At 74.4% G+C, this 22,595-nt stretch carries 19 protein-coding genes; 12 read left to right on the forward strand and 7 right to left on the reverse strand.

Annotated features, from left to right (window positions below; translation table 11 throughout):
• A partial coding sequence (locus ABTY56_RS20615; protein WP_350630385.1) for a putative bifunctional diguanylate cyclase/phosphodiesterase occupies nt 1-2,804 on the reverse strand: 2,804 nt, incomplete at its 3' end.
• Nucleotides 2,805-3,090: 286 nt separating this feature from the next.
• Between ABTY56_RS20615 and ABTY56_RS20620 the strand changes: the two genes are divergently transcribed.
• The 9 genes from ABTY56_RS20620 to ABTY56_RS20660 all read left to right on the forward strand — a co-directional run bounded on the left by ABTY56_RS20620 (nt 3,091) and on the right by ABTY56_RS20660 (nt 14,245).
• A complete protein-coding gene (locus ABTY56_RS20620) occupies nt 3,091-6,630 on the forward strand; it encodes a thioester reductase domain-containing protein (RefSeq protein WP_350630386.1) in 3,540 nt (1,179 codons plus the stop codon).
• Nucleotides 6,627-7,622: a leucyl/phenylalanyl-tRNA--protein transferase gene (locus ABTY56_RS20625; protein WP_350630387.1), complete on the forward strand. Its 996-nt coding sequence runs from the start codon at nt 6,627-6,629 to the stop codon at nt 7,620-7,622. The genes ABTY56_RS20620 and ABTY56_RS20625 overlap by 4 nt, the downstream gene beginning before the upstream one ends.
• Before the next feature lie 100 nt (nt 7,623-7,722).
• A complete protein-coding gene (locus ABTY56_RS20630) occupies nt 7,723-9,261 on the forward strand; it encodes a hypothetical protein (protein ID WP_350630388.1) in 1,539 nt (512 codons plus the stop codon).
• Between the two features lie 110 nt (nt 9,262-9,371).
• On the forward strand, nt 9,372-9,833 hold the full coding sequence (locus ABTY56_RS20635; RefSeq protein ID WP_350630389.1) for a hypothetical protein: 462 nt from the start codon (nt 9,372-9,374) through the stop codon (nt 9,831-9,833).
• Nucleotides 9,830-10,345: a hypothetical protein gene (locus tag ABTY56_RS20640; protein ID WP_350630390.1), complete on the forward strand. Its 516-nt coding sequence runs from the start codon at nt 9,830-9,832 to the stop codon at nt 10,343-10,345. Before ABTY56_RS20635 ends, ABTY56_RS20640 begins: the two co-directional genes overlap by 4 nt.
• A 71-nt stretch (nt 10,346-10,416) precedes the next feature.
• Nucleotides 10,417-11,832: a hypothetical protein gene (locus tag ABTY56_RS20645; RefSeq protein ID WP_350630391.1), complete on the forward strand. Its 1,416-nt coding sequence runs from the start codon at nt 10,417-10,419 to the stop codon at nt 11,830-11,832.
• 112 nt (nt 11,833-11,944) lie between these two features.
• Nucleotides 11,945-12,367: a hypothetical protein gene (locus ABTY56_RS20650; protein ID WP_350630392.1), complete on the forward strand. Its 423-nt coding sequence runs from the start codon at nt 11,945-11,947 to the stop codon at nt 12,365-12,367.
• A gap of 103 nt (nt 12,368-12,470) precedes the next feature.
• Nucleotides 12,471-13,190 carry a DUF1707 SHOCT-like domain-containing protein gene (locus tag ABTY56_RS20655; RefSeq protein WP_350630393.1) on the forward strand — a complete coding sequence of 240 codons (720 nt, stop codon included), beginning with the start codon at nt 12,471-12,473 and terminating at the stop codon, nt 13,188-13,190.
• Nucleotides 13,191-13,471: 281 nt separating this feature from the next.
• Nucleotides 13,472-14,245, forward strand: coding sequence for a serine hydrolase (locus ABTY56_RS20660; RefSeq protein WP_350630394.1), 774 nt, complete (start codon nt 13,472-13,474; stop codon nt 14,243-14,245).
• Between the two features lie 23 nt (nt 14,246-14,268).
• Here ABTY56_RS20660 and ABTY56_RS20665 read toward each other — a convergent pair whose 3' ends face one another.
• Complete coding sequence (locus ABTY56_RS20665; RefSeq protein WP_350630395.1) at nt 14,269-14,736, reverse strand: nuclear transport factor 2 family protein; 468 nt, start codon at nt 14,734-14,736, stop codon at nt 14,269-14,271.
• 184 nt (nt 14,737-14,920) lie between these two features.
• Between ABTY56_RS20665 and ABTY56_RS20670 the strand changes: the two genes are divergently transcribed.
• The 3 genes from ABTY56_RS20670 to ABTY56_RS20680 all read left to right on the forward strand — a co-directional run bounded on the left by ABTY56_RS20670 (nt 14,921) and on the right by ABTY56_RS20680 (nt 16,694).
• Nucleotides 14,921-15,328 carry a VOC family protein gene (locus ABTY56_RS20670; protein ID WP_350630396.1) on the forward strand — a complete coding sequence of 136 codons (408 nt, stop codon included), beginning with the start codon at nt 14,921-14,923 and terminating at the stop codon, nt 15,326-15,328.
• 173 nt (nt 15,329-15,501) lie between these two features.
• Complete coding sequence (locus ABTY56_RS20675; protein ID WP_350630397.1) at nt 15,502-15,900, forward strand: hypothetical protein; 399 nt, start codon at nt 15,502-15,504, stop codon at nt 15,898-15,900.
• Nucleotides 15,897-16,694: a hypothetical protein gene (locus ABTY56_RS20680; protein WP_350630398.1), complete on the forward strand. Its 798-nt coding sequence runs from the start codon at nt 15,897-15,899 to the stop codon at nt 16,692-16,694. The genes ABTY56_RS20675 and ABTY56_RS20680 overlap by 4 nt, the downstream gene beginning before the upstream one ends.
• 1 nt (nt 16,695) lies before the next feature.
• Here the strand turns inward: ABTY56_RS20680 and ABTY56_RS20685 are convergent, their stop codons facing one another.
• From ABTY56_RS20685 to ABTY56_RS20705, 5 genes are all read right to left on the reverse strand, one after another.
• The gene (locus ABTY56_RS20685) at nt 16,696-17,829 is read right to left on the reverse strand and encodes an FAD-dependent monooxygenase (RefSeq protein WP_350630399.1); all 1,134 of its coding nucleotides are present in this window, start codon (nt 17,827-17,829) and stop codon (nt 16,696-16,698) included.
• 169 nt (nt 17,830-17,998) lie between these two features.
• Complete coding sequence (locus ABTY56_RS20690) at nt 17,999-18,607, reverse strand: GTP-binding protein (protein ID WP_350630400.1); 609 nt, start codon at nt 18,605-18,607, stop codon at nt 17,999-18,001.
• A gap of 2 nt (nt 18,608-18,609) precedes the next feature.
• A complete protein-coding gene (locus tag ABTY56_RS20695) occupies nt 18,610-18,975 on the reverse strand; it encodes a DUF742 domain-containing protein (RefSeq protein ID WP_350630453.1) in 366 nt (121 codons plus the stop codon).
• A 122-nt stretch (nt 18,976-19,097) separates the two neighbouring features.
• Nucleotides 19,098-19,562, reverse strand: a complete 465-nt coding sequence (locus tag ABTY56_RS20700) for a roadblock/LC7 domain-containing protein (protein WP_350630401.1) — start codon at nt 19,560-19,562, stop codon at nt 19,098-19,100.
• A complete protein-coding gene (locus tag ABTY56_RS20705) occupies nt 19,562-22,567 on the reverse strand; it encodes a sensor histidine kinase (protein WP_350630402.1) in 3,006 nt (1,001 codons plus the stop codon). The genes ABTY56_RS20700 and ABTY56_RS20705 overlap by 1 nt, the downstream gene beginning before the upstream one ends.
• Nucleotides 22,568-22,595 lie beyond the last annotated feature (28 nt).

The raw sequence follows: 22,595 nt of genomic DNA on the forward strand, positions 1-22,595 counted from the left end.
TCGGCGTGGATGCGGTCGTCGCGGCGCATCAGGACGGACTCGGTGAGCTCCAGCACGAGGGTGTGCGGGTCGATGCCCGAGGTGGCGATGGCCTGGCGGACGACGTCGACGAACCCGGCGTCGCGGAACTGCCGGGCGGAGACGTTGACGTTGACCCGCAACGAGGGACGGCCGGCCCCGGTGCGGGTGGTGGAGCTCACGGCGTGCCAGGCGGCGGCCTCCTGGGCGGCCCGGTCCAGGACCCAGGCGCCGAGCGGGACGATCTGTCCGCTCTCCTCGGCGAGGGCGATGAACTCGTCGGGCAGCACCATGCCGCGCCGGTCGTGCGGCCAGCGGACCAGGGCCTCGAAGGCCACCAGGTCACCGGTGCGCAGGTCGACGATCGGCTGGTAGTACAGCTGGAACGCCGATTCCGCGATCGCGGAGTCGAGGTGCTCGTTCAGCTCGTGCCGCTCCACCAGCCCGGCCTGCAGGGCCGGCCGGTAGTGGCACCACTGGCGGCGGCCGGCCGCCTTGGCCGAGTAGAGCGCGAGATCGGCGTGGGTGAGCAGTTCGGCGGAGTCGACGCTGTCCTCGGTGGTCGCCACGCCGATGCTGGCGCTGACCCGGACCGCGCCCGCCCTGAGCTTGAACGGCTCGTTGAAGACCTCCAGCACGCCGGCCGCGATGGTGTCCACGTCGGCCGGGGCCAGCGCGTCCTCGACCAGCACGGCGAACTCGTCGCCGCCGAGCCGCGCGGCGGTGTCGGAGGAGCGCAGCGCGGTGGAGATCCGCAGTGAGACCGCGACCAGAAGTTCGTCGCCGACCGCGTGCCCCTGGGTGTCGTTGACCACCTTGAAGTCGTCCAGGTCGAGGAAGAGCACCCCGGTGACGGACCCGCTGCGCTCGCCGCGCGACAGCGCGTGGCCGACCCGGTCCTGGAACAGCACCCGGTTGGCGAGGCCGGTGAGGGAGTCGTGGAAGGCCCGGTGGGTCAGCTCTCGCTCCATCTGCCGCTGCTCGGTGACGTCGCGCAGGGTGAGCACCAGGGCGCCGACGGTCGGGTCCGCACGCAGGTCGTCGAAGCGGACCTCGGCCTCGATCGGGGTGCGGTCCTGGCGCAGCAGCCGCCAGTGCTCGCGGGGCTGCTCGCCGGCGGCCGGGGACGCGGCGTCGCGCATCCGGGCGAGCGCCTTGCCGACCGCCCGGATGTCCTCGGGCGGGACGAGCTCGGTGAGGTGGGTGCCCTCCACCGCGGGGTGGCCCAGCACGGACGCGGCGGAGGGGGATGCGTAGCGCACGCCGTCGTCGGCGTCGAGGATCAGGATGACGTCGCTGGCGTTCTGGACGAGCGTGCGGAAGTACAGCTCGCTGTTGCGACGGTTGACCTCCCTGCTCAGCACGACCCGCTCGACGGCGAGGGCGGCCTGAGCGGCGAGGATCTCCAGCGAGCTCCAGAGGCTGGCCAGCTCCTGCTCGGTGCCGGTGACGATGAGCGCACCGATCAGCGGGTCGCCGGAGGGTCGTTCGGCGAGGGTCAGCGGGCAGATCAGGGCGTACGACATGCCGTCGAGGTGCCCGGTCAGCTCGCTGGCGGGCAGGTCGACGGCGTCGACGGGCAGCAGCCGGCTCTCGCGGTAGGCGGCGAGCGCCAGCACCTGGTCGGAGTCGGAGGCCGTGCCCAGCCGGTGCTGGGCCGCGCCGTGCTCGGCGTGCCGGACGTGCAGCACGCCCGCCTCGGCGACGGCGAGCAGGGCGACGTGCCCGGGCTCGGCGGGCATCAGGGCCGAGGCGGCGGACTGGACGGCGTCCGCGACCTCCTCCACGGTGACGGCCGCGGTCAGCCGGGCGCCCGCCTCGCGCAGCGCCCGCTCGCGGGCGATGGCCTGTCTGCGGGCGGAGACGACGACCGCGAGGCGGGCCAGCACGAGTAGGTAGAGCACCGCGGAGAAGGCGCCGATCACGCCCGCGTTGTCGGTGTTCCCGGCCAGCGCCTCGATGATCAGGATCGCCGGGGCGATCAGCGAGGCGAGGGTGAGCAGCACCAGCCGGGCGGTGCTCAGGTCCGGCTCCTGGGTGGGGACGGGCTTGGTCAGCTCGACCATCGACGGATGCAGCGCGGCCGCGCCCCACGCGGTGTAGTAGGCGGCCCAGCCGAGTTCGACGGGCGTGCCGATGCGCCAGGTGCCGTGCAGTTGGATCAGCCCGTACAGCACGTCGGAGACCAGCAGGCCGACGGTGCCGACGGCGAGCAGCTGCAGCGAGCGGGAGCTGCCGCCGCGTGGGGTCAGCAGGCGCAGCAGCAGGGCGAGCACGACCACGTCGCCGAGGGGGTAGGCGATCGAGACGGCCCGCTGGAACCAGGTGAGGTCGGGGTTCTGGGTGTACGGGACGATCAGGTAGATCCAGGAGAGCAGGGCCAGCCCGATGGTGAGGATCAGCGCGTCGAGCAGCCCGGCGCGGTCCTGACGGGCCGTGCGCCAGCGGATGAAGCCGAGCAGGCCGATCGCGTACAGGACGTACTCGGCGAGGTAGAAGCCGTCCGCGATGGAGGGGAAGGGATTGGCCAGGTGCAGGATGTCCAGCTGGATGGCCTGCACCACCTCGCCCGCGGTGAAACTCAGGTTGGCGAGCGCAAGCACGTACCAGAAGCGTGCGTGCGCGGGGCGGTTGAGGCGGACACCGAGCACGATGGCGGCGACGCCGCCGAGGCCGATGCCCGTCCACCAGATGATCCGCTGGCCGGGATTGGCGTAGTAGATGCCGGTGAACAGCACCATCCAGAGCAGGTAACAGACCATCAGGCGTTGTCGCCGGCGTGTCAACGAGGCTACCTCCTCCGCGACATCACCCCGCCGGTCGGGCGGGGGAGTTCGGGCGAGGGTGGGGTCCGGGAGCTCGGGGTGTCACCGGGCGTCTCCGGACGGGGGACTTGGCGCGGGTCGGAGCCCGGGGCCGGTCGCGCGACCGCGTTCGGGACGGGCGCTTCCTCGCGTGCGTGTGCGGCGTCCGGTCGGTGTGCGACCGGACGTTCTCAATGTGCCCTGAGTGCGTATAGTCGGAAATGTCGCACTCCCAAGCATTCTGCCGCCACAGCACGAGGTCAAGCCGGTGGACGACGCACCAGACAGCGCACAGGGCGTACCAGCGGATGTGAGCTCCGGGCGTCACGCCGTGGTCCGCAACGACAACGGTCAGTACGCGCTCTGGCCCGGGGACTTGACCGTTCCGGCAGGTTGGCGGCAGGTGTACGGGCCGGCCGCGCGGGCCGACTGCCGGGCGTGGGTGGAGCGGGAGTGGCGGCCGACCGGGCTGGGGTTCGCCGGCCCCGCGAGCCCCCGCCGGGTCTCGGCCGGGTTCGCCGACACGGTGCACGGACTGTTCCGCACACGGGCGGCGCACGACCCGCAGGCGCTCGCCGTCGTCGCCGAGGACGCCACGCTGAGTTACCGCGAACTCGACCTGCGCAGCGACCGGTTGGCAGCGGCGCTGCGGGCGCACGGGACCGGGCCGGAGCAGGTGGTGCCGGTCTGCCTGGAGCGCGGGGGCGGGCTGGTGACCGCCTGGCTGGGCGTGCTCAAGGCGGGCGGGGCCTTCCTGCCGCTGGACCCGGCGCACCCGGAACAGCGCCTGGCGCGACTGGTGGAGGACTGCGGAGCGCGCGTGGTGGTCACCGACGGTCACGGGTTTCCCGGGGTGGAGGTGGTGCGGCCGGCCGGTCGGCCCGGCCCCGGAGAATTCGGGCCGGGGGGCCGGGGCGGGGAGATCCCGCCGGAGGGCGGGGTCGGGGCCGGGGTCGGGGGCGGGGCCGGGGCCGGGGCCGGGGAGTTCCCGCCGGGGGGCGGGGCCGCGGATGGGGGGATACCGCAGGACGAGGGCGCCGGCCCACGGGAGTTCCGGCTGGACGACGGCGCCGTGCCGGACGACCTCGCGTACCTGATCTACACCTCCGGCACGACCGGCCGCCCCAAGGGCGTCCCGGTCACCCACCGTGCGCTGGTGTTCACCCTCGACCGGATCGTCCACGCGTACCGGCTGGCGCCCGGCGAGCGCGTCCTGCAACTGGCCGCGCTGGGCTCCGACACCGCGCTGGAACAGATACTGGGCGCGCTGCTGGCGGGCGCGACGGTCGTCCTGGGCGGCGGGCACGGCGGCGGCGGCACCTGGGCGCCCACCGAGCTGGTCGGCCGGCTGCCCGGGCTCGGCCTGGCCGTCGCCGACCTCACCCCCGCCTACTGGCACCACGTGCTCGACCTGCTCCCGCCCGGCGGCCCCGGCCCGGACGGGCTGCGCCTGCTGGTGGTCGGCGGGGACGTCGTGCACACCGGCGACTGCCGCAGCTGCCTGGAACGGCTGCCGGGCGCGCGGCTGCTCAACGCGTACGGGGTCACCGAGGCGGCCGTCACCTCCACGCTCTGCGAGGTCACGGCGGAGCTGCTGGACGGCGGGAGCGCCGGCGGGAGCGCGGCCGCCGCCCCGGTGCCGATCGGGCGGCCGCTGCCGGGCGTGCGGGTGCACGTGCTGGACGCGCTGCTGCGCCCGGTCCGGCCCGGCGAGAAGGGGCAGATCCACCTCGGCGGGCCCGGCCTCGCCCGGGGCTACTGGCGGCAGGCCGGACTCACCGCCGAAACCTTCCTGCCCGACCCGTACGCGCCGCTGCCCGGTGAGCGGATGTATCGCACCGGCGACGCCGGACGCTGGCGGGCGGACGGGCAGCTGGAGATCCTCGGCCGCTTCGACGACCAGGTGAAGGTGCGCGGCCACCGGGTCGACCCGGCGGAGATCGAGGCGGTGCTGGCCGCGCACCCGGACGTCCGGCAGGCCCGGGTCGCCGCCGACGGGTCGGCGGCGGACGGCAGCCGGGTGCTCACCGCGTACTACACGCTCGCGGCCGGGGCGGACGGCGGCGCCGAGGGGATCCGGGCGTTCCTGGCCGAGCGGCTGCCGGAGTACCTGGTGCCGGCCGATTTCGTGCCGGTGGAGGCGATGCCGCTCACCCCGGCCGGGAAGATCGACCGGCGCCGACTGCCGCACGCCCCGGTGCGCCGGGCGCCCCGGACGCCCGGCGGGGCGCCCGGCGGAGCGCCGGCCGGTCCGACGCCCGGACGCCGGGCCTCGGACCGGGTCGGGCAGGACGCGCTCCAGGCGGCGGTCGGGCACCTGTGGGCGGAGCTGCTCGGCGTCGAGACCGTGGGCCCCGACGCCGACTTCTTCGCCCTCGGCGGCACCTCGCTGCTGGCGATGGAGATGCTGGCGCGCGCCCGGATCATGTTCGGCATCGACGTCGGCCGGGTGCGGACGCTCACCCGGGCGCTGCTGCGCGAGCCCGTGCTGCGGGCCTTCGCGGGGGCGCTGCAGGAGGCGCGCACGGGCGCGGCGCCCGGTACGGCCACCGGGGCCCGCACCGAACCCGGCCCCGGTGCGTACGCGGCCCGCGGCGAAGCACCGGTCGACTGGTTCGAGGAGGCCCGGCTCACCGACCCCGTCGGGCAGTCCTGGAGCCCCGCGCCCTCCCGGGCGGAACCCGCCGAGATCCTGCTCACCGGCGCCACCGGCTTCTGCGGCGCGCACCTGCTGCACGCGCTGCTCGCCACCACCCGAGCCCGGATCCACTGCCTGGTCCGGGCCCCCGACGAGGAACACGCGCTGGAGCGGCTGAGAGCCACCCAGCAGCGCTTCCTGCGGCACGACCTCGCCGACAGCCGGGTGGTGCCGCTGGTGGGCGACCTCACCGAGGCCCGAATCGGCCTGACTGACCGTCAGTTCGACTGGATGGCGGGCAACCTGGACGCGATCCACCACCTCGGCGGGCAGGTCAACTTCCTCTACCCGTACCACCAGCTGCGCGACGCCAACGTCGGCGGCACCCGGGAGGTCGTCCGCCTCGCCGGGCACAGCCGGGGCATACCCGTGCACTACCTCTCCAGCCTCGCCGTGCTGGCCGGCTTCGGCGCGGCGGGCGTCGACAAGGTCACCGAACGGACCCCGCTCGCCTACCCCGAACGGATCGGCGTCGGCTACGTCGAGAGCAAGTGGGTGGCCGAGCAGCTGCTGCACAACGCCGCCGCGGCCGGGCTGCCGGTCACGGTGCTGCGCACCAACGACGTCACCGGGGACCTGGCGAACGGCGTGATGAACACCGGCACCGAGCTGTGCGCGCTGATCAAGTACCTGGCGGACAGCGGTACCTGCCCGGACGTGCGACTGCTGCTCGACTTCGTGCCGGCCGACCGCTTCACCCGCGCCATCGCCCACATCGCCGCCCACGCACCCGCCGACGGCGAGGTCTACCACCTCACCTCGCCGCAGCCGGGCATCCTCGCCGACCTGGCCGACCGGCTGCGGGAGCGCGGCCACCGGATCGACCGGCTGCCGTACGAGGACTGGGTGCAGGGGCTGGTCCGGTTCGCGGCCGGGAACCCGACGCACCCGATCGCGCCGTTCGTCCCGCTGTTCGTGGACCGCGCACCGGGATCGGAGCTGTCGATCAGCGAGATGTACTTCCGGCCGACGTTCCCGCTCTTCGACCGGGCGAACACGGACGCCGCGCTGACCGGGAGCGGGATCGAACTGCCCGCCGTGGACGCGGTGTTGATCGACCACTACCTGGCCGAGCTGGAACGGGAGGGGTTCCTGGGGGCGGCCCGGTGAGCGCCCTCGACCCGGCCGGCGGCCGCGACGGCCGCGACGGCCTCGACCCGGCACCGGCGCTCGACGGTCGCGACCCGGCCCCGGTCTTCGAAGCGGCACCGGCCCTCGAAGGGGCGCCGGTCTTCGAAGGGGTATCGGCCTTCGAAGGGGCGCCGGTCTTCGAAGGGGCATCGGCCTTCGAGTCCCTCGGCGGCGAACTCGCCCCCGGCGACGGTCCGGTGGCGTTCGGCGGCACCCTCGGGCCGGGGGAGCTGCTGGCGGCGTACCGGCGCGGGCTGTTCCCGCTGCCGGCGGCGGACGTGTACGCGAGCGCGTACAACGAGGCGGTGTACGGGGACGCCGTCGAGGCCGGGCAGGTGCCGCTGCTGCCGGGCGGGGAGGACCCGTACGCACTGGCGTGGTGGTCGCCCGACCCCCGGCCGGTGATCGCGGCCGACGGCGTACGGATCGGGAGCCGGCTGGCCCGGCGGCTGCGCAACCGGTCGGCGTGGTGGACGAGCGCGGACCGGGCCTTCGGGCAGGTGCTGGCGGCCTGCGCCGAGCGACGTCAACCGGTATGGCTCACCCGGGAGTTGGCGGCGGCGCTGACCCGGCTGCACGCGCTCGGAGCGGCCCACAGCGGGGAGGTGTGGGAGGGGGAGGAGCTGATCGGCGGAGTGTTCGGGGTCGCGGTCGGTGCGGTGCTGAGCCTCGACTCGATGTTCCACCGCCGTCCGGACGCCGCCCGGGTCGCCGTCGCCGACCTCGGCGCCCGGTTCGGCGCGGTGGGCGGGCGGCTGCTCGACGTGCAGTGGGACGGTCCGCACGTGCGCAGCCTGGGGGCGCAGCCGATGCCGCGCTCGCGGTACCTCGCGGAGCTGGCCGGCGCGGCGGGGGCGATGGGGGCGACGGCGGCGGCGGGGGCGACCCGGGTGGCTGACGGGGCCGGGGCCGGCCCGCGGTCGGCGGGGCTGCTGCCGACCGAGCCGCTGCCGGTGTCGCGGCTCGGGTGACCTGTGGTTGACGATCAGGTGTCCTGCGGTTGAACAGGCGCCGGCCGACAGGTTGGCCTGTCTTCGACAAACTTATTCCTCGTCAGTAACATGACGCGGCGTGCTCAAGAGTTCGATAGGCAGGGCCGCGGGCCCCGCCGTCCTCACCCTCATCCTCGCCGGGGCCGCCGCGTGCGGGCCGACCAGCCCCGGCCCCTCCCAGACCGGCGCCGCCCCGGCGGCCGCCACCACCGCCGACGCCGGCACGCCCGCCGCCGGGGGCAGCCCGGCCGCAGTCGCGTCCGCCGCCGGCACCCCGCGCGCCAAGGCGGCCTCGCCCGCCGCGGGCCGCCCGACCACGGCTGCGTCGGTGCCCGTCACCGCCGCACCCGCCGGGGACAAGCAGGCCGCGATCGGCAGCCCCGGCAAGGACGGCGCCGCCGTCACCGCGGCGACGAAGAGCCTGCAGCTGACCGCGTACGACCCGGCGGGCGGCACGGCCGTCCTGACGGCGGCCGGCGCTCCGGCCCCGACGGCCCCGACGGCCACGACTGCCCCGGCCTCCCCGAGCGCCGCGCCCAGCGCCTCCGTCCCGGCCGCGGCCGCCGCCGTCCAGCCCGGCCAGCTGATCGCCAGCCCGCCCACCGCGGCCGCGCCGCAGGGCGCGCTGGTCGCCGTCACCGGCGTCCACCCCGGTGCGGGCAACACCGTCAACCTGACCACCCGTCCCGCCACCATCGCCGAACTCCTCGGCGGCACCGAGGCCGACGGCAACGTGCCCGTCGACCCGCACGGCATCACGGTCACCCCGCTGGTCAAGGACCTCAAGGCGACCGTCGGCGCCGACCTCAACGGTGTCAAGGCCGACGCCTCCGGCACCCTGGAGGTGAACGTCAAGGCCCCCGTGCCGCTGCCCGAGGGCGCCAGCCTGGACGCCTCCGGCTCGCTCCAGCTCCACCCCGCCGTCCACTTCGCCTACCACGGCGCCGCCGCGGGCAGCCCGCGCACCGCGTCGATCGGCTTCGACCTGGGCGCCCACGCCCAGTGGAAGGTCACCGGCGACGTCGCCCGCAACACCGGCGCGGCGCCCATCCGGGTGCCCTTCGCCAAGCTGCAGGCCAGCCCCGTACTGACCGTCGCCGGCCTGCCGGTGGTCGTCAACCTCGGCCTGACCTGCTACCTGGAGGTCAGCGCCGACGGCCAGGTCCACCTGGAAACGGAGCAGGACGCCGCCGGCACCTGGTCCGTGCGCGCCGACTACACCGGCGGCAAGGGCTGGACCCCGGTCACCAACGCCGAGACCAAGGTCACCCCGGTCCACGTGCGCCTCAACGGCAAGGCCGGCGTGCGGGCCGCGCTCGGCGCCGAGATCAGCGTCGGCCTGTACGACACCGTCGGTGTGGAGACCACCGTCGCCCCCTACCTGAAGGCCCAGGCCGAAGGCTCGCTGATCGCCGACTCCTCCGGCAACCCGCCGCAGGTGCAGGGCAGTTGGTCGCTGCTCGGCGGCGTCGACCTGAACGGGGCGCTCACCGCTCACCTGAAGATCTTCGGCACCCCGATCATCGAGGGCAAGCTGCCACTGCCGCCGTTCCACCGCGAATGGCCGCTGATCGGCGGCTCGGCGACCCTGCCGGCGCCGAAGCCCAGCGCCGGCTGACGCGACGTCATGTGTGCCCCCTGGCCGGTTCCCCGGTCAGGGGGCCTTTTCATGGGTACTCTCTGATCCGACCGGAGGAGGTGAGGGGCATCAGGCGGGTCCTGGGAATCGTGGCTTCACTGATCCTGCTGGTGGCCGTGCTGCTGATGCTCGTCAAGGCGGCCGGCTGGGCGACGGCGGCGGCGTGCCTGGGGGGCGGAGCGGTGGCGGTGGTGGGCATGGCGGCCACGGTCTTGTCCGGCGAGCGCAGTCGGCGGGGCCGGGTCGACCGCTGGTCGCGTCGACGTGATTCCCCCGACCCCGCGGCTTTCGGCTCGGGCGGTCTGCCGATGTCCCGGGGCGGGATCGTCATCGGGTCGATGAGCGGCGGTGCCGTGGCTGCCAGGAGCGCGGCGACCGCGGCACCCCCGCACCGCCAACTGCACGAGTATGCCGAGGACCCGCTCACCCCCGCGGCCGCCGAGACCCTCACCCAGGGGCTGGAGCGGCTCTTCCTGCGCCTCGGCCCGCCGCCGACTCCGATGCCCGACCCAGACGGATCCGCGCCCACGCCCAGAGGTGACGACAGGTGAGCACCCCCGAGGAGAGCCGCACCCGGCGCCCCACGGCGCTGGAGATCGCCACCCAGTGGGCCCAACTCCCGCCCGACCACCTGCGGGTGGCGCTGGAGCACCTCGAACTGGAACTCCAGCGCGAACACGCGCGGGACACGGCCCGCGAGCGCCACCAGGCAGGCCTCGACGCGGACCGGATGCGCCAGGAGCACATGACCGAGCGGGCCCGGATCGAGGCCCAGGACCGCAGCGACCAGCGCGCCCACCAGCTCTACCTCGGCGGCCTGGTCGCCGGCTTCGTGCTGGCCGCCGGGATGCTCGCCGGCTCGGTGATCGTCGGCCTCGACGGACGCCAGTGGCTGGCCGGCCTGCTCGCTGGGCCGAGCCTGGTCGCGCTGCCGGTCGTCTTCGTCCTGCGCCGCAACGACCGCCTCGGCACCCGCGCGCGCATCCCCGCGCCGCCGGCTCCGGGCGGGCTGCCCCCGGATCGACGGCCGTCCGACCAACAGCCCGCCGACCAACCGGCGTAGCTGCGCGGGGCTCTTCCCTTCGCCGCCGTCCGCCTGCATCCTGATGGCCGCAGCGGCCTGACGGGGTGGGGATGGGCGAGCGGGGCGAGCGGTACCGGGTCGAGAGCACGATCCACGACGGGACGTTCCACGGTCCCGTGGTCCAGGCCGGGAAGGTGTGGATGCTGTTCGGCTCCGGGCGGGGGCCGTTGGTGGTCCTGGCGACGGTGATGGCGCTGATCGCCGCCGTCACCACCTACCTGGTGCTGGGCCGGGACGACGGCGCCGAGCCGACCCTCACCGCCCGCTACGACTCGGCCCGGACGGAGACGGCGGCGATGATGCTGCCCCGTCCGTTCGGTCCGACCGCCATCCCGGCCTCGGTCTCCGGCTGCCCGGCCACCTGGGCCTGGCTGCACACCCAGGGCGGCCTCGACGTGGGCACCTCGCACCTGGTGGTCGAGGCGACCGGTGGCCGCGGCCACACCGTGGCGATCCAGTCCGTGAAGGCCACCGTGGTCGGCACGCCGCAGGACCCACCGGCCGGCACGATCGCCTACTGCCCCCCGCAGGGGTTGGGCACCGCGCTGGAGCTGGGCATCGATCTGGACTCCGCCGACCGGGCCGCCCTGATCGGCACGACCACGGGCGAGACCTCGTACGCGCCGTTCTTCACGGACAAGTACCTGTACCTGGAGGACCGGAAGCCCGAAGAGGTGAAGCTCGGCGTCCTCGCGGCGAGCAAGAGCTACGAGTACGTCCTCACGGTCGAGGGCTCGGTGGACGGCAAGCACCGGACCTGGACCCTCAAGGACGGCGACCGGCCGTTCCGGGTCACCGGAATCCGCACCGACCTCCCGTCCGGCCTGCGGGGCGAAGCCACGGTCTGGGTCACCGAGTACGGCGTGCACGTCGCTCCGCCGGTCCGCTGCAACCCGTGCTCCAACGAGGGCGCGCCGCTCCCGGGCACCTCGGTGCCCGGGGCGCCGAAGGGACCGGCCCCGCCGCCGGGCTCCCCGTGGGCCGCTACGGACGGACGCCCGAGCGCGTCCGCACCCCCGCTCACCGTGATCCCGCAGGACCCTGAGTCCGTCGCCCTCGCCTGGATCGTCACCGTCAACAGCTTCGACGTGCGGCGCGGCGACACCGGGCTGGGTGCCGTCCTGCCCCGGCTGCGGCCGTACATGACGCCGAAGGCGGCGCAGGAGGCACAGGCGGAGGCGGCCGGCGGCTCGGAGCCGGACAACCCGGACTGGCCGCCGGAGGTGACCGCCCGCCGGGGCTGGTCGGCGGTCGCCTCGGCCTCGGCGGCCCTGGTGGTGGCGGACAGGCACCTCGCCGGGCAGCAGCCGGGGCAGACCGCGACCGTGCGCGTGTCGGTGGAGGTCACGTACCGGGCCGACGACGGCTGGTCACATCGCGGCCCGGGCCTGTTCGTCGGGCAACTGATCCTGCAGCGGCAGTCCGACGGCACCTACCTGGTGGACGCCTTCCGGCGCGGCGGGTAGGCCGCGCGCCTCCGGCCTCCCCGCCGCGTCGGTGCGTGGCCGTGCCGCCGCCAGACGCCCGGCGCCCGGTGACCTGTCGGGCTTGTCGGACCGGTCGGGCAGAATCGGCGGTATGAGCCACCACTACGAGGTCGTCCTCAGCTGCTTCCTCCGGGACGACACTCCCGGTGAGGTCCTGGACGCCCTGCGGTGGCACCTCGGCCTCGCCGACGAGCGACCGGCCGGGCTCGACCCGGAGGATCACGAGTACCGGATGCTCGCCCCGGACCCGGAAAGCCGCCAGCCCGGAGGGGACTTCGCCGCCCTCCGGCTCCAGGGCCGGGGCTTCACGGCCGACGGCCCGCAGGAAGCCTGGGGCCTGTTCAGCCGCAACCTCTGGCTCGACGACATGATGGGCGACCTCGCCACCCTGCTGGACCTGATCGCGCCGCACGTCAGGGAACCCGGCCACGGCGGCCACGTCCGTGAGGAGTTCGACACCGAGCCGCACGCCATCACCTTCCGGGACGGCACGTACGGGCCACTGACGTTCTGAGCCGGTCCGTGGCGCCCCACCTCGGCGCCCACCGGCTGGACAGACGGTCTGTCAGATGTACGGCTCGGCGGGCGTGTTTGCTTGCCGCCGGGGGTGTGGGCGGATGGAGCGGGTCGTAAGGTACGTGACCATGGGCATCGAGGAGTCGGGCGGCCGAGTCGAGCGGGATCCGAATCTGCTGCGGGTCTCGCACGCGGACCGGGACCGGATGGTGGAGATCCTGCGGGACGCGGCGGCGGACGGCCGGTTGGACGCCGAGGAGTTGGAGGAGCGGGTGGAGCGCGCGCTCACCGCGCGCACCTTCGCGGACCTGGCACCGCTGACGGAGGACCTGCCGGTCGCGCCGCCCGTCCCGCCGACGCTGCCGACGGCGCCGCCCGCCCGGCCCCACGCGCCGCAGTTCCACGCCTCGCTTCCCGCGCCGCTGCAGACGATGCCGGTGCCCGTGCCGGCTGCGGCGGGCGGGGACGCGGAGCGGTGGCAGGTGACCGGTCACCGGTTGCGCCGGGAGGGCGCTTGGGTGGTGCCGCGCATCATCGAGCTGGAGGTGTACGGGGGTTCGGCGCGGCTGGACTACACCCTGGCACGGCTGCCCGAGGGCGGGTACAGCGCGATCCGCATCGACCTGCACGGCGGGAACGTGCGACTGCTGCTGCCGCCGGGCGTCGCGGTGGACCTGAGCGGCATCTCGACGTTCGGCGGCAAGGTCCGCGACCACGCCTCCCGGCACGCGCTGCCGGGGGTGGCGGTGACGCACGTGATCACCGTGACGGGGTCGACGTACGGCGGGAGCCTGCGGGTGGAGGCCTCGCACGCCAAGTAGTCGATGGTGCGCCGGCGGCCATGAGTTCGTCTCATCCATCGTGTACGGCGCAGGCTGGATATCATCACTACAGCTGAGACGTGGAGACGGCAGGGATCATGTCGACCCGCGCGGCATCGGTTCGCCTCATACAGGTCCTTCCATGAGTCCGGCTCATGTCGGCACCCATGAGCTCGACTCATGTCGGCACCCATGAGTTCGCCTCATGTCGCCCGCCCATGAGCCCGACTCATGTCGGGCGGGCGGCCGAGGTGAGACGGAATCTCCCCTACCCTTCCTCCATGCTGTCTGTGGTGGTGGCCCCCTGGGCGGGTGTGGCAGAGCCGGTGTTCATGCGTAACCCGGACGTCCTGCACGACGCTGCGAGCACGATGAAGGTCGCCGTGCTCGCAGCGCTCTGTCGTAGTGGTGTGAACCTCGGCGCCGAGGTCCCGGTGGTGAACCGCTTCACGTCCGCTGTGGGCGGGGAGTTCCGCAACGACCCGGAGTACGACAGCGACCCCCTCCCCTGGGAGTTGCTGGGCGCGCACGTCCCCCTCAGCCTGCTCGCCGAGCGGATGATCACCCATTCCTCCAATCTCGCGACCAACCTCTGCCTGGCTCGTACCACCCCTCAGTCCGTCGCCGAGGTGTGGCGCCGCGCCGGGGCCACCCGCAGCGCCACCCCGCGCGGAATCGAGGACTATGCGGCGCGGGCCGCAGGCGTCAACAACCTGGTCAGCGCCCGTGACCTCGTTCGGCTGCTGTACTCGCTCGCCGGCGAGCCCGAACTCCTCGCCCTCCTCGAAGACAACGACTTCCGGGTGGACCTCGCGGCCGGCCTCCCGCCGAGCACCCGGATCGCCTTCAAGAACGGCTGGATTCCCGGCGCCCGTCACTGCGTCGGCCTCGTCCACCCCTACGACTGCCCGCCCTACCTGCTCGCCGTCTGCTACACCGGCCCGCTCGCCACCGGCGCCGACCGGACCGACCCGGCCGCCCGCCTGCTGGCGCGGGTCTCGGCGGCGGTATGGCGTCGGCGTCATGAGATTCCCTCATCCCCGCACCGGGTGTGACGAGTGGCCAGGCGTGCGAGTGGTCAGGCGCCGGTCCGGCGCAGGTGGCGGCTCACGTCGCCGACCAGGGTGATGCGGATCCGGCGCTCCGCGAACCGCCACCGACCGTCCCGGAGTTCGAACCGGTCGTGGTAGCGGCCGGCGGCGATGGTCTGCAGGGGGAAGTCGGGCAGGGCCTGCAGCACGGTGACGTATGAACGCGCGAACGCCGTGCGTGCCGGTTCGTCGACCTCGACGGCGGTGTTGGTGGTGACGTGCTGGGTGCGCGGGGTGCCGTCGGCGTAGACGATCAGGGCGTCCCGGAACATCCGCTCGATCGCCTCGCGCCCGCGTACGGGTGCGCCGCTGCCGGTGAGGACGGCGTCGGCGAGGAGGGCGCCGAGTCCCGAGAAGTCGCCGTCGTCGACGAGTTCGGCGTAGCGGGCGATCAGGTTCCCGATGGCGCGGTGGCTCGCCGCCGGATCGGTGGACGGGCCGGCGGATGCGGACATCGGTCCTCCTCGGGTGGACGGCTGGTACCACCCTCCCGTGGCCAGGACACCGGCCGCATCGGTCATCTGACTGTCGACGGTCGGCAGAAGGGCCCCCGGCCGGCGGGGGCGCTGCGCTCGTCACACTTCCCGCCCGGGATCCGTCGGTGGAGCAACGCACACCGACACGCGGAAGGACAGCGCGATGCTGACCACCATCATGTACGTCACGCTCTACGTCACCGACCAGGACCGCGCGCTGAGGTTCTACACGGAGCAGCTCGGCCTGGAGAAGCGCGTCGACTTTCCGAACCCGGGCGGACGGTTCCTCACCGTCGGCGTCCCCGGCAGCCCGGTCGAGATCATCCTGTGGGCGCACGCTCCGGCGGCGGGCCGGCCGGCGGAGGTGGGTCCGGGTGGCACGCCCGGTCCGGTCATCCTCGAATCGGATGACCTGCGGGCGGACTTCGAGGTCTTCCGCGAGCGCGGTGTGGTCTTCGACGCGGACGAGCCGGAGGAGTACGGGTTCGGCATCCGCATCGAGGCCGTGGACCCGGACGGCAACCGCATCTCGCTGCGCGAACGCGGCCGGGCGGGCCGCGGCGAGGGCTGACGGGAGGAGTGGGAAGTCGGGTCGGCCGACTTCCCACTCCGTGGTCCCGGGCCGTCGGGGCTCCGAGCCCGACGCCACCGGGACACCCGTGAGTTCGAGAAACCCTCCGTCGGATTCGTGGGCGATCTGCGAGACTCATGGGCCGGCGACCACGATGCGCGGAGGGGCGGCGAGTGGACCTGGTGTCGGCGGCCGGATGGGGAGCGGCCGGCGGGCTGATCGCGGAGTTGTGCATCGGCTTCCAACGTGTGTTGACCTGGCAGCGCAAGCGGCACGCGGCGCGGGTGGCGGGTCGTAGACTCCCGCCGTTCAAACGGTACTTCGATCCGGTGGCGGATCCGCTGGCGGCCGCGCTGCGTGCGCTGATCGGGGCCGGGGCCGGCCTGCTGGTGCACGGGCAGGTGAACGGGGTCCTGCCGATCGTGGCGACCGGCTACGCGGGGATGGAGTTCCTGCAACGGCTGCCGTTGCTCTTCGGGCACGGGCTCACGGAGAGCGAGGAGACGGAGCGGCCCGCGGTCGGGGCCGACGGTCAGGAGCCGCAGAAGGCCGTGGAGCGGAGGAACGCGTGATCGGCTCGCTGGCGACGCGCTGCCTGGCCGCGCTGGCCGGCCGGGGCGCCGGCGTGCCCGAACGGCGGTGGCAGGGCTACTCGCTGGGCTGGCGGCTGCGGGCTTCGCTGTTCAACCTGCCGTTGGGCCCGCTCGCTTCGGCGCCGCCGCAGGCCCGGCCGAGGAAGGAGCGGCCGCAGGCGCCGACGCTGGCGGACCTCGCGGACCGGTGGATGCTCCGGACACCGGTGCAGCGCCTGGCGCACCGTGGGCTGCTCCGCGAGGCCCTGGCGTCGATCCGGCTGCTGGTGGCCGAGGCGACGGGGCTGATCGGTCCGACGATCGCGGGAGGGGACGAGCGGGTCGTGGACTTCGGCCTGTACGCCCGCGCGATGCTGCGGCGGATCCTCGATCCGGGCCTTCCCGCCGGGGAGGGCGTCGCCCTGCTGGAGCGCTTCACGCTCGATGCGCAGGAGATCCTCCGGCGCCGCGGCGTTCCCTGGGGCGTCGTCAACGACCTGTGGTTCGAGCCGGTGGCGGACCAGGCGCGGGCGATGGTGCGGGAGTTCGCGCGGGGGGTCGCCCTCCTGGAGCTGGCGGCCGACGAGTTCCTCGGGGCGGACCTCCAGGCGATGGGGACGCTGGACCACGTCCGGCTCGAAGGCGTGCGGTGGGACGCCGGCACCCGGTGGCCGCCCGGTTGGGCCGGGCGGTTGCACCGGGCGTCGCAGGAGGACCCGGCGGGCTCGGGCGTGTTCGTCGTGGTGGCCGAGCCGTCGGGGGAGCCGGCCATGGCGCCGGGCTCCCCCGACTGACTCAGTACGGCTGGACGAGGACGTGCGCCGCGCCCGGGATGCCGACCTTCAGCAGGTCGTCCTCCTCGGCCGTGGTCGGGGTGCCGGTCTCCTGCTTGAGGACCGCCCGGGACAGTGCCTGGACCCACATGGCGCGGGGGCGGCGCCTGGCCTCCCAGGCGGCGAGCGCGGACGGGACGTCGTCCGCCGCGTCCAGGCTCCGGGCGAGCACCAGGGCGTCCTCGACGGCCATCGCGGCGCCCTGGGCCAGGTGCGGGGTGGAGGCGTGGGCGGCGTCGCCCGCCAGCGCGATCCGGCCGACGTGCCAGGGCGCCTCGACGGTGACCTGGGAGATCCGCGAGTAGACCACGGCGGCCGGGTCGGTGACCTGTGCGAGGGCTTCGGCGATCGGGCCGCCGAAGCCGGCCAGGCGCTCGCGCAGCTGTTCGTGGGCGTGCTCGGGGTCCGGGCGGAAGTCCTCGGCCTCGGCGAACACCGCCCCCAGGTACATGAGTTCCGTGCTGATCGGGGTGAGCAGCGCCTTCGCCCTGAGGTTGCCGGAGGACATCACCACGCCCTGCACCTCGGGCGAACGCGGCAGCGTGACACGCCAGTTGGCGAAGCCGGTGTACTCGGGCGCGTACGCCTCGCCGTACAGGCGCCGGCGCAGCGCGGAGCCGATGCCGTCGAAGCCGACGACCAGGTCGTAGCGGTCGGCGTGGCCGTCGGTGAGGGTGACGTCGACGCCTTCGCCGTCGTCCGCGATAGAGGCGATGGTGGTGCCGAACCGGACGGTGGCGCCGGCCCCGGTGGCCGCGCGGGCGAGGACGCGGGCGAGCGCGGGGCGCGGTATGCCGTTGTTGGCGGGGGCGTCGCCCATCCGGGGCTGCGGGATCGCGGCGAGGGTGGCGCCGGCCGGGTCGCAGATGGTCAGCACCTCCCAGGCGAAGCCGACGGCCAGGCAGTCGTCCAGGACGCCGATCTCGCGCATCACGTGCAGCGCGTTGGAGGGCTGGATGATGCCGACGCCGAGCGCCTCGGGCTGCTCGCGCAGCTCGGCGACGTCGACGTGGTGGCCGCGCCGGGCGAGGGCGGTGGCGAGCGTCAGGCCGCCGATGCCGCCGCCGTGGACGAGGACGCGCAGGGGTGTGGTCATGGTGGTGCTCCCAGGGAAGTGCGGTTCAACCGGGGGACGGGTGAGGCTGGGAAGTCGGGGGCCGCCCGGGAGGGCGGGGTGAGGCCGGGAAACGGGGTTCGGTCGGGAAACGGGGTTCGGTCGGTCCGAGTCGGGCCGAGTCGGAGCGGGCGGGGCGGGGACGGCGGGATCAGCCGGCGGGGGAGACGGTGGCGAGCTCCATCAGGTGGTCGACCAGGGCGAGCAGCAGGTCCCGGCCGAAGGCGCGCTCGCGGACGTCGCCGAGCAGCATCGGGACCTGTGGGTCGAGGTCGAGCGCGGCCCGGATCTCGTCGGGCGTACGGGTGTTGGTGTTGTGGAAGCAGTTGATCGCGACCACGAACGGGATGCCCCGGCTCTCGAAGAAGTCGATGGAGGCGAAGCTGCTCTCGAGCCGGCGGGTGTCGGCGATGACGATCCCGCCGAGGGCCCCGTTGACCAGGTCGTTCCACATGAACCAGAACCGTTCCTGGCCGGGCGTGCCGAACAGGTAGACGACCAGCTCGGGGCTGACGGTGATCCGGCCGAAGTCCAGGGCGACGGTGGTGGTGTCCTTCTGGTCGACGCCGGACAGGTCGTCGACGCCGACGCTGGCCCGGGTCAGGTACTCCTCGGTGCGCAGCGGGGTGACCTCGCTGACCGAGCCGACCAGGGTGGTCTTGCCGACGCCGAAGCCGCCCGCGATCAGGATCTTGACGGCGGCCGGGGCGGTGGCGGCGGTGGGGGTGGGCTCGCCGGTGGCGGAGTGGGGTGTTGCCATGTTCAGAGTCTCCGGAGTCCTTCGCGTACGGCCGTGAGCAGGCCGAGGTCCACGCCCCCGGCGGCGCGGGCCACCGAGAGCGGCGCCCGGGCCTTCAGCAGGCCCTGGGCGACCAGGTCGCCCAGCAGGATCTTGGTGACCGAGACCGGGAGGTCCAGGCCGGCCGCCACCTCGGCGACGGCTGCCGGGCGCCGGCAGCGTTCGAGGATCATGCGGTGCTCGGGCTGGAGGCCGCGGGCACCGGTGCGGCTGCCCCGCGCCGGGGCCGCGGCGGCGGCCTCCTCGACCGTGGTGAGCACGGTGATCAGGGTGAGGTCGTCCCGTTCGGGCGCGGTCCGGCCGCGGGTGATGGTGTACGGGCGCACCATGGTGCCCGTCCCGTCCTCCGCGTCCTCGTCCTCCAGGTCGCTCCAGTGCGGCAGCGCGTCGCGCCGCCGACCGTCGTCGCGGCCGTCCCCCCGGGCGTCGTTCCCGTCCGGGCCCACCCGCGTCAGCCCCGGTTCCGGGCGGCGAAGACGTCGAACCCGGCGGGCGCGGTGGGGGCACCGGACGGGCCCTCGCCGCGGGCCGGGGTGGTGAGCTTCTGGCCGACCTGCTGCACCAGGGTGTGCATCGCGACGGACATCACCTCGGCGTCCACCTCCTGGGAGGCGACCACGGCCAGGTGGGTGCCCTGGGCGGCGGCGATGACGAACAGCCAGCACTCGGAGAGCTCGACGATCACCTGGTGCACCGGCCCGCCGTCGAAGAGCACCCCGACGCCGCGGGCCAGGCTCTGCTGGCCGGTGGCGACGGCGGCCAGACGTTCGGCGTCGGCCCGCTCGATGGTGCGGGAGTGGCTGACCACGAGGCCGTCGTCGGAGAGCAGGACGGCGTTCCTCGTCCCGGGCACGGAGTCGACGAGTCCGTCCAGCAGCCAGTCCAGGTCCTGGTGGGTGGCGATCGTGCGGTTCATCACTGGTCATCCGTTCGTGTGGTTCGGGAGTCCGCGGCAGGCAGGGCCCAGGGCGAGGGGCCGGACGCGGACGCGGGCGCGGGAGCCGGGGGGCCGGCGGGGGCGGCGGGGGTGGGGGGAGCCGGCGGGGTGTGGACGGCGGGCAGCCGGTGCTCGCCGCTGTCCTGGGCTCGGGCGGCACGGGACTGGCGCTGGAAGGCGCCGATCGCCGCACCCGATCGCCGCACCGGGCGGTCGGAGCGCTGGAACGGGCCCGCGGGCGGCGGCACGGCGCCCTCGGCGGGGCGCTCGACCCACTGCGGGCGGGCCGGCGGCACCCGCAGCTCGGCGGCCAGGCTGGCCTGGCGCACGCGCTGCGGCAGCGGGGGCTGCCCGCCCTCGGCGGGGCTGTACGGCACCGAGGTGGGGTACTCGCGGGTGCCGCGGCGCTCGGCCAGCCGGTAGTGGTCGGCCGGGCGGTACTGCTCGTCGGCGTACGGGGCCTCGGCCTCGGTGACCAGGGCGTAGGCGATGTCCGGGTAGACCGGGGTCTCGTGCGCGGTGGCCGGCTCGACCGGGGAGCTGTGCTCGATCGGTTGCTCGGTCCGGCGGGGGCGCCGTCCGGCCGGCCGGACGGGGTGCTGCCCGGTCTGCGGGGCGGGGTGCTGCACGGGGGCGTGCGGCTGGGCCTGCGGGACCGGGGGGTGGGCCTCCTGGAGCGGTGCCGGCAGATACGGGGGCTCCTGGGTCGCCTGGGCCGGCGCCTGCCATGCCTCCGGCGCGGGCGGTACCTGAGCCACCGGCAGCGGCAGCGGCGGGGGCAGCGGCACCGGAACCGTCTGCGGCGCGAAGTCGGCCTGCCCGAAGGACTCCACCGGAGCGACCGGCGGCCCGGCCGGGGCCTGGGCGGGCGCCTCGTCGGAGGCCGAGCGCACCGCCCGGCGCGAGCGCCGGACCAGCGGGATCGGCTCGGCGGGTGTGCCCGTGGCGTCGTCCGGCAGCCCGGTGTCGCCCTCGATGACCAGCTCGTCCGGGACGAGCACGACCACCCGGGTGCCGCCGAAGGCCGACGGGCGGAACTCGATCCTCAGCCCGTGCAGCGCGGCGAGGCGGGCCACCACGTGGAAGCCGAGGCGGATGTCGTCCGCCCGGGCCAGCACGTCGGTGCGCGGCGGACGGCTCATCAGCTCGTTGGCCGCGTCGTACTGCTCCGGGTCCATGCCGAGGCCGCGGTCCTCGATCTCGATCGCGAGCCCGCGGCCGACGATGGCGGCCCGGACCTCGACCGGTGTGGGCGGCTTGGAGAAGGTGGTGGCGTTCTCCATCAGCTCGGCGAGCACGTGGGCGACCGGGCCGACGGCCCGCTCGGACAGCCACGGGTGGCCCTCGACGTCGAGCGTGATCCGGCGGTAGTCCTGCACCTCGCCCTGCGCGGCGCGCAGTACGTCCAGCAGCGGCACCGGCTTGCGCCAGCGGCGCTGCGGCTGGCCGCCGGCCATGATCACGAGGTTCTCCTCGTAGCGGCGCAGGCGGGCGGTGAGGTGGTCGAGGTCGAACAGGCCCTCCAGGACCTCCGGGTCCTCGTGCTTGCGCTCCAGCTCGTCCAGCTTGCGCAGCTGGCGGCCGATCAGCAGCTGGGTGCGGCGGGCGATGCGCTGCAGCAGCCGCTCGAAGCCGCGGTGCTGCTCGGCCTGGCCGACGGCGGCCTGCAGGGCGGAGGAGCGGGCCAGGTTGAGCGCCTGGCCGAGGCGGGCCAGCTCGTCGGTGCCGTTGCCGTGCGGGCCGGCGGTGATGGTGCGGGTCTCGGCCTCGACGTCCACCTGTTCGCCGCGGCCGAGGCGTTCGACCACCTCGGGCAGGGTGCGCTGCATCTCCTCGGCCTGGGTGTGCAGCTCCTTGATGCGGCGGCGCAGCGAGCGGCTGATCCGCCAGGAGGCGATGACCACCGCGACGACCGTGATCAGGCCGATGACGGTGGTCAGCACGACCCGGGTCAGCAGGCCCAGGATCGCTCCTTTGCCGACGTCGACGATGCCGCTGGTGCGGGTCTCGATCGCCTTGACCAGCGGCGGGTTGAGCTGGTCGACGGCCTGGCGCCACTGGTCCTGGGCGGCCGGCAGCTTGACGGTGCCGTTGGAGTCGGCGGCGGTGGGCTTGGTGAGCTGCTGCTCGACGGCGGCCTTGGCCTGCCAGGCCGGGCTGTTCATCAGGTCGTGCCAGGCAGGGGCCTCGGCGTCCGGGACGTACGGGACGACCTGGACGGTGAGCAGGTGGTCCTGCGCGCCGATGGCCTGCTGGACCGCCTGGTAGTCGGCGGTGCTGAGGCGGCCGGTGGGCCAGCCGCGGGCCAGGATGGCGTCCTCGCGGGCGAGCATCTCCTTCGCCCAGAAGGCGTTGACCAGGGTCTTGGAGATCCAGGTGACCTCGCCGGTGTCGACGTGGCTGAGTGCGGTGAACAGCCGGAGGTCCACCGCGATCAGATCGGTGTAGTAGGCGTAGACGGTCTGCTGGTCGATCGAGCCGCGGTCCACGGCGGCGCGCTGTTCGGCCAGCTTGCCCATGGCCTGGCGGGCCTCGGCGACGGCGGTGCGCACCTCCTCGGGTGCGCTGTCGGCGGTCTCGCCGGACAGGACCTGGAACTGGCGCACGGCGTCGTCGGTCGCCTGCCGCTGGCGGCGCAGCTGGTCGGTGCCGGCGCCGGGCCGGGCGAGCGCCTCGGCGCTGAGCCGGCGCTCCTCCTGGAGGTTGTAGTAGACGATGTTCGACGGTTGGCCGGCCTTCTGGGCCAGGAGGCCCTGGTCGGCCAGCCGCTGGAAGTCGAAGACGGTTTCGCCGCTGGTGACCGCCCAGAGGACGGCGAGGGCGAGGCTGGGGACGACGGCCAGGACGAGCAGCGCCGCCCGCAGGGACAGGCGTGGACGCCTGCGGGGGCCCTTCGGCGTCGGGGGCCGCCGATTCGCACGCGCGCGCAGAGCAGACTCCTTGGGGCTGGCGGCCGGCCGGTGAGGGGCGGGCCGTCCGGGCACGGGCTTTTCTGACGAAGCGATACTAGTC

Origin of the sequence: Kitasatospora sp. NPDC097691, assembly GCF_040302665.1 — a bacterium.
GTDB lineage: Bacteria > Actinomycetota > Actinomycetes > Streptomycetales > Streptomycetaceae > Kitasatospora.

Excerpts from the sequence above, each read along its gene's own strand:
- ABTY56_RS20645 (WP_350630391.1), top strand. The coding sequence starts at position 10,417 with ATGGGCGAGCGGGGCGAGCGGTACCGGGTCGAGAGCACGATCCACGAC.
- ABTY56_RS20650 (WP_350630392.1), top strand. The coding sequence starts at position 11,945 with ATGAGCCACCACTACGAGGTCGTCCTCAGCTGCTTCCTCCGGGACGAC.
- ABTY56_RS20655 (WP_350630393.1), top strand. The coding sequence starts at position 12,471 with ATGGAGCGGGTCGTAAGGTACGTGACCATGGGCATCGAGGAGTCGGGC.
- ABTY56_RS20660 (WP_350630394.1), top strand. The coding sequence starts at position 13,472 with ATGCTGTCTGTGGTGGTGGCCCCCTGGGCGGGTGTGGCAGAGCCGGTG.
- ABTY56_RS20665 (WP_350630395.1), bottom strand. The coding sequence starts at position 14,736 with ATGTCCGCATCCGCCGGCCCGTCCACCGATCCGGCGGCGAGCCACCGC.
- ABTY56_RS20670 (WP_350630396.1), top strand. The coding sequence starts at position 14,921 with ATGCTGACCACCATCATGTACGTCACGCTCTACGTCACCGACCAGGAC.
- ABTY56_RS20685 (WP_350630399.1), bottom strand. The coding sequence starts at position 17,829 with ATGACCACACCCCTGCGCGTCCTCGTCCACGGCGGCGGCATCGGCGGC.
- ABTY56_RS20690 (WP_350630400.1), bottom strand. The coding sequence starts at position 18,607 with ATGGCAACACCCCACTCCGCCACCGGCGAGCCCACCCCCACCGCCGCC.
- ABTY56_RS20695 (WP_350630453.1), bottom strand. The coding sequence starts at position 18,975 with ATGGTGCGCCCGTACACCATCACCCGCGGCCGGACCGCGCCCGAACGG.
- ABTY56_RS20700 (WP_350630401.1), bottom strand. The coding sequence starts at position 19,562 with ATGAACCGCACGATCGCCACCCACCAGGACCTGGACTGGCTGCTGGAC.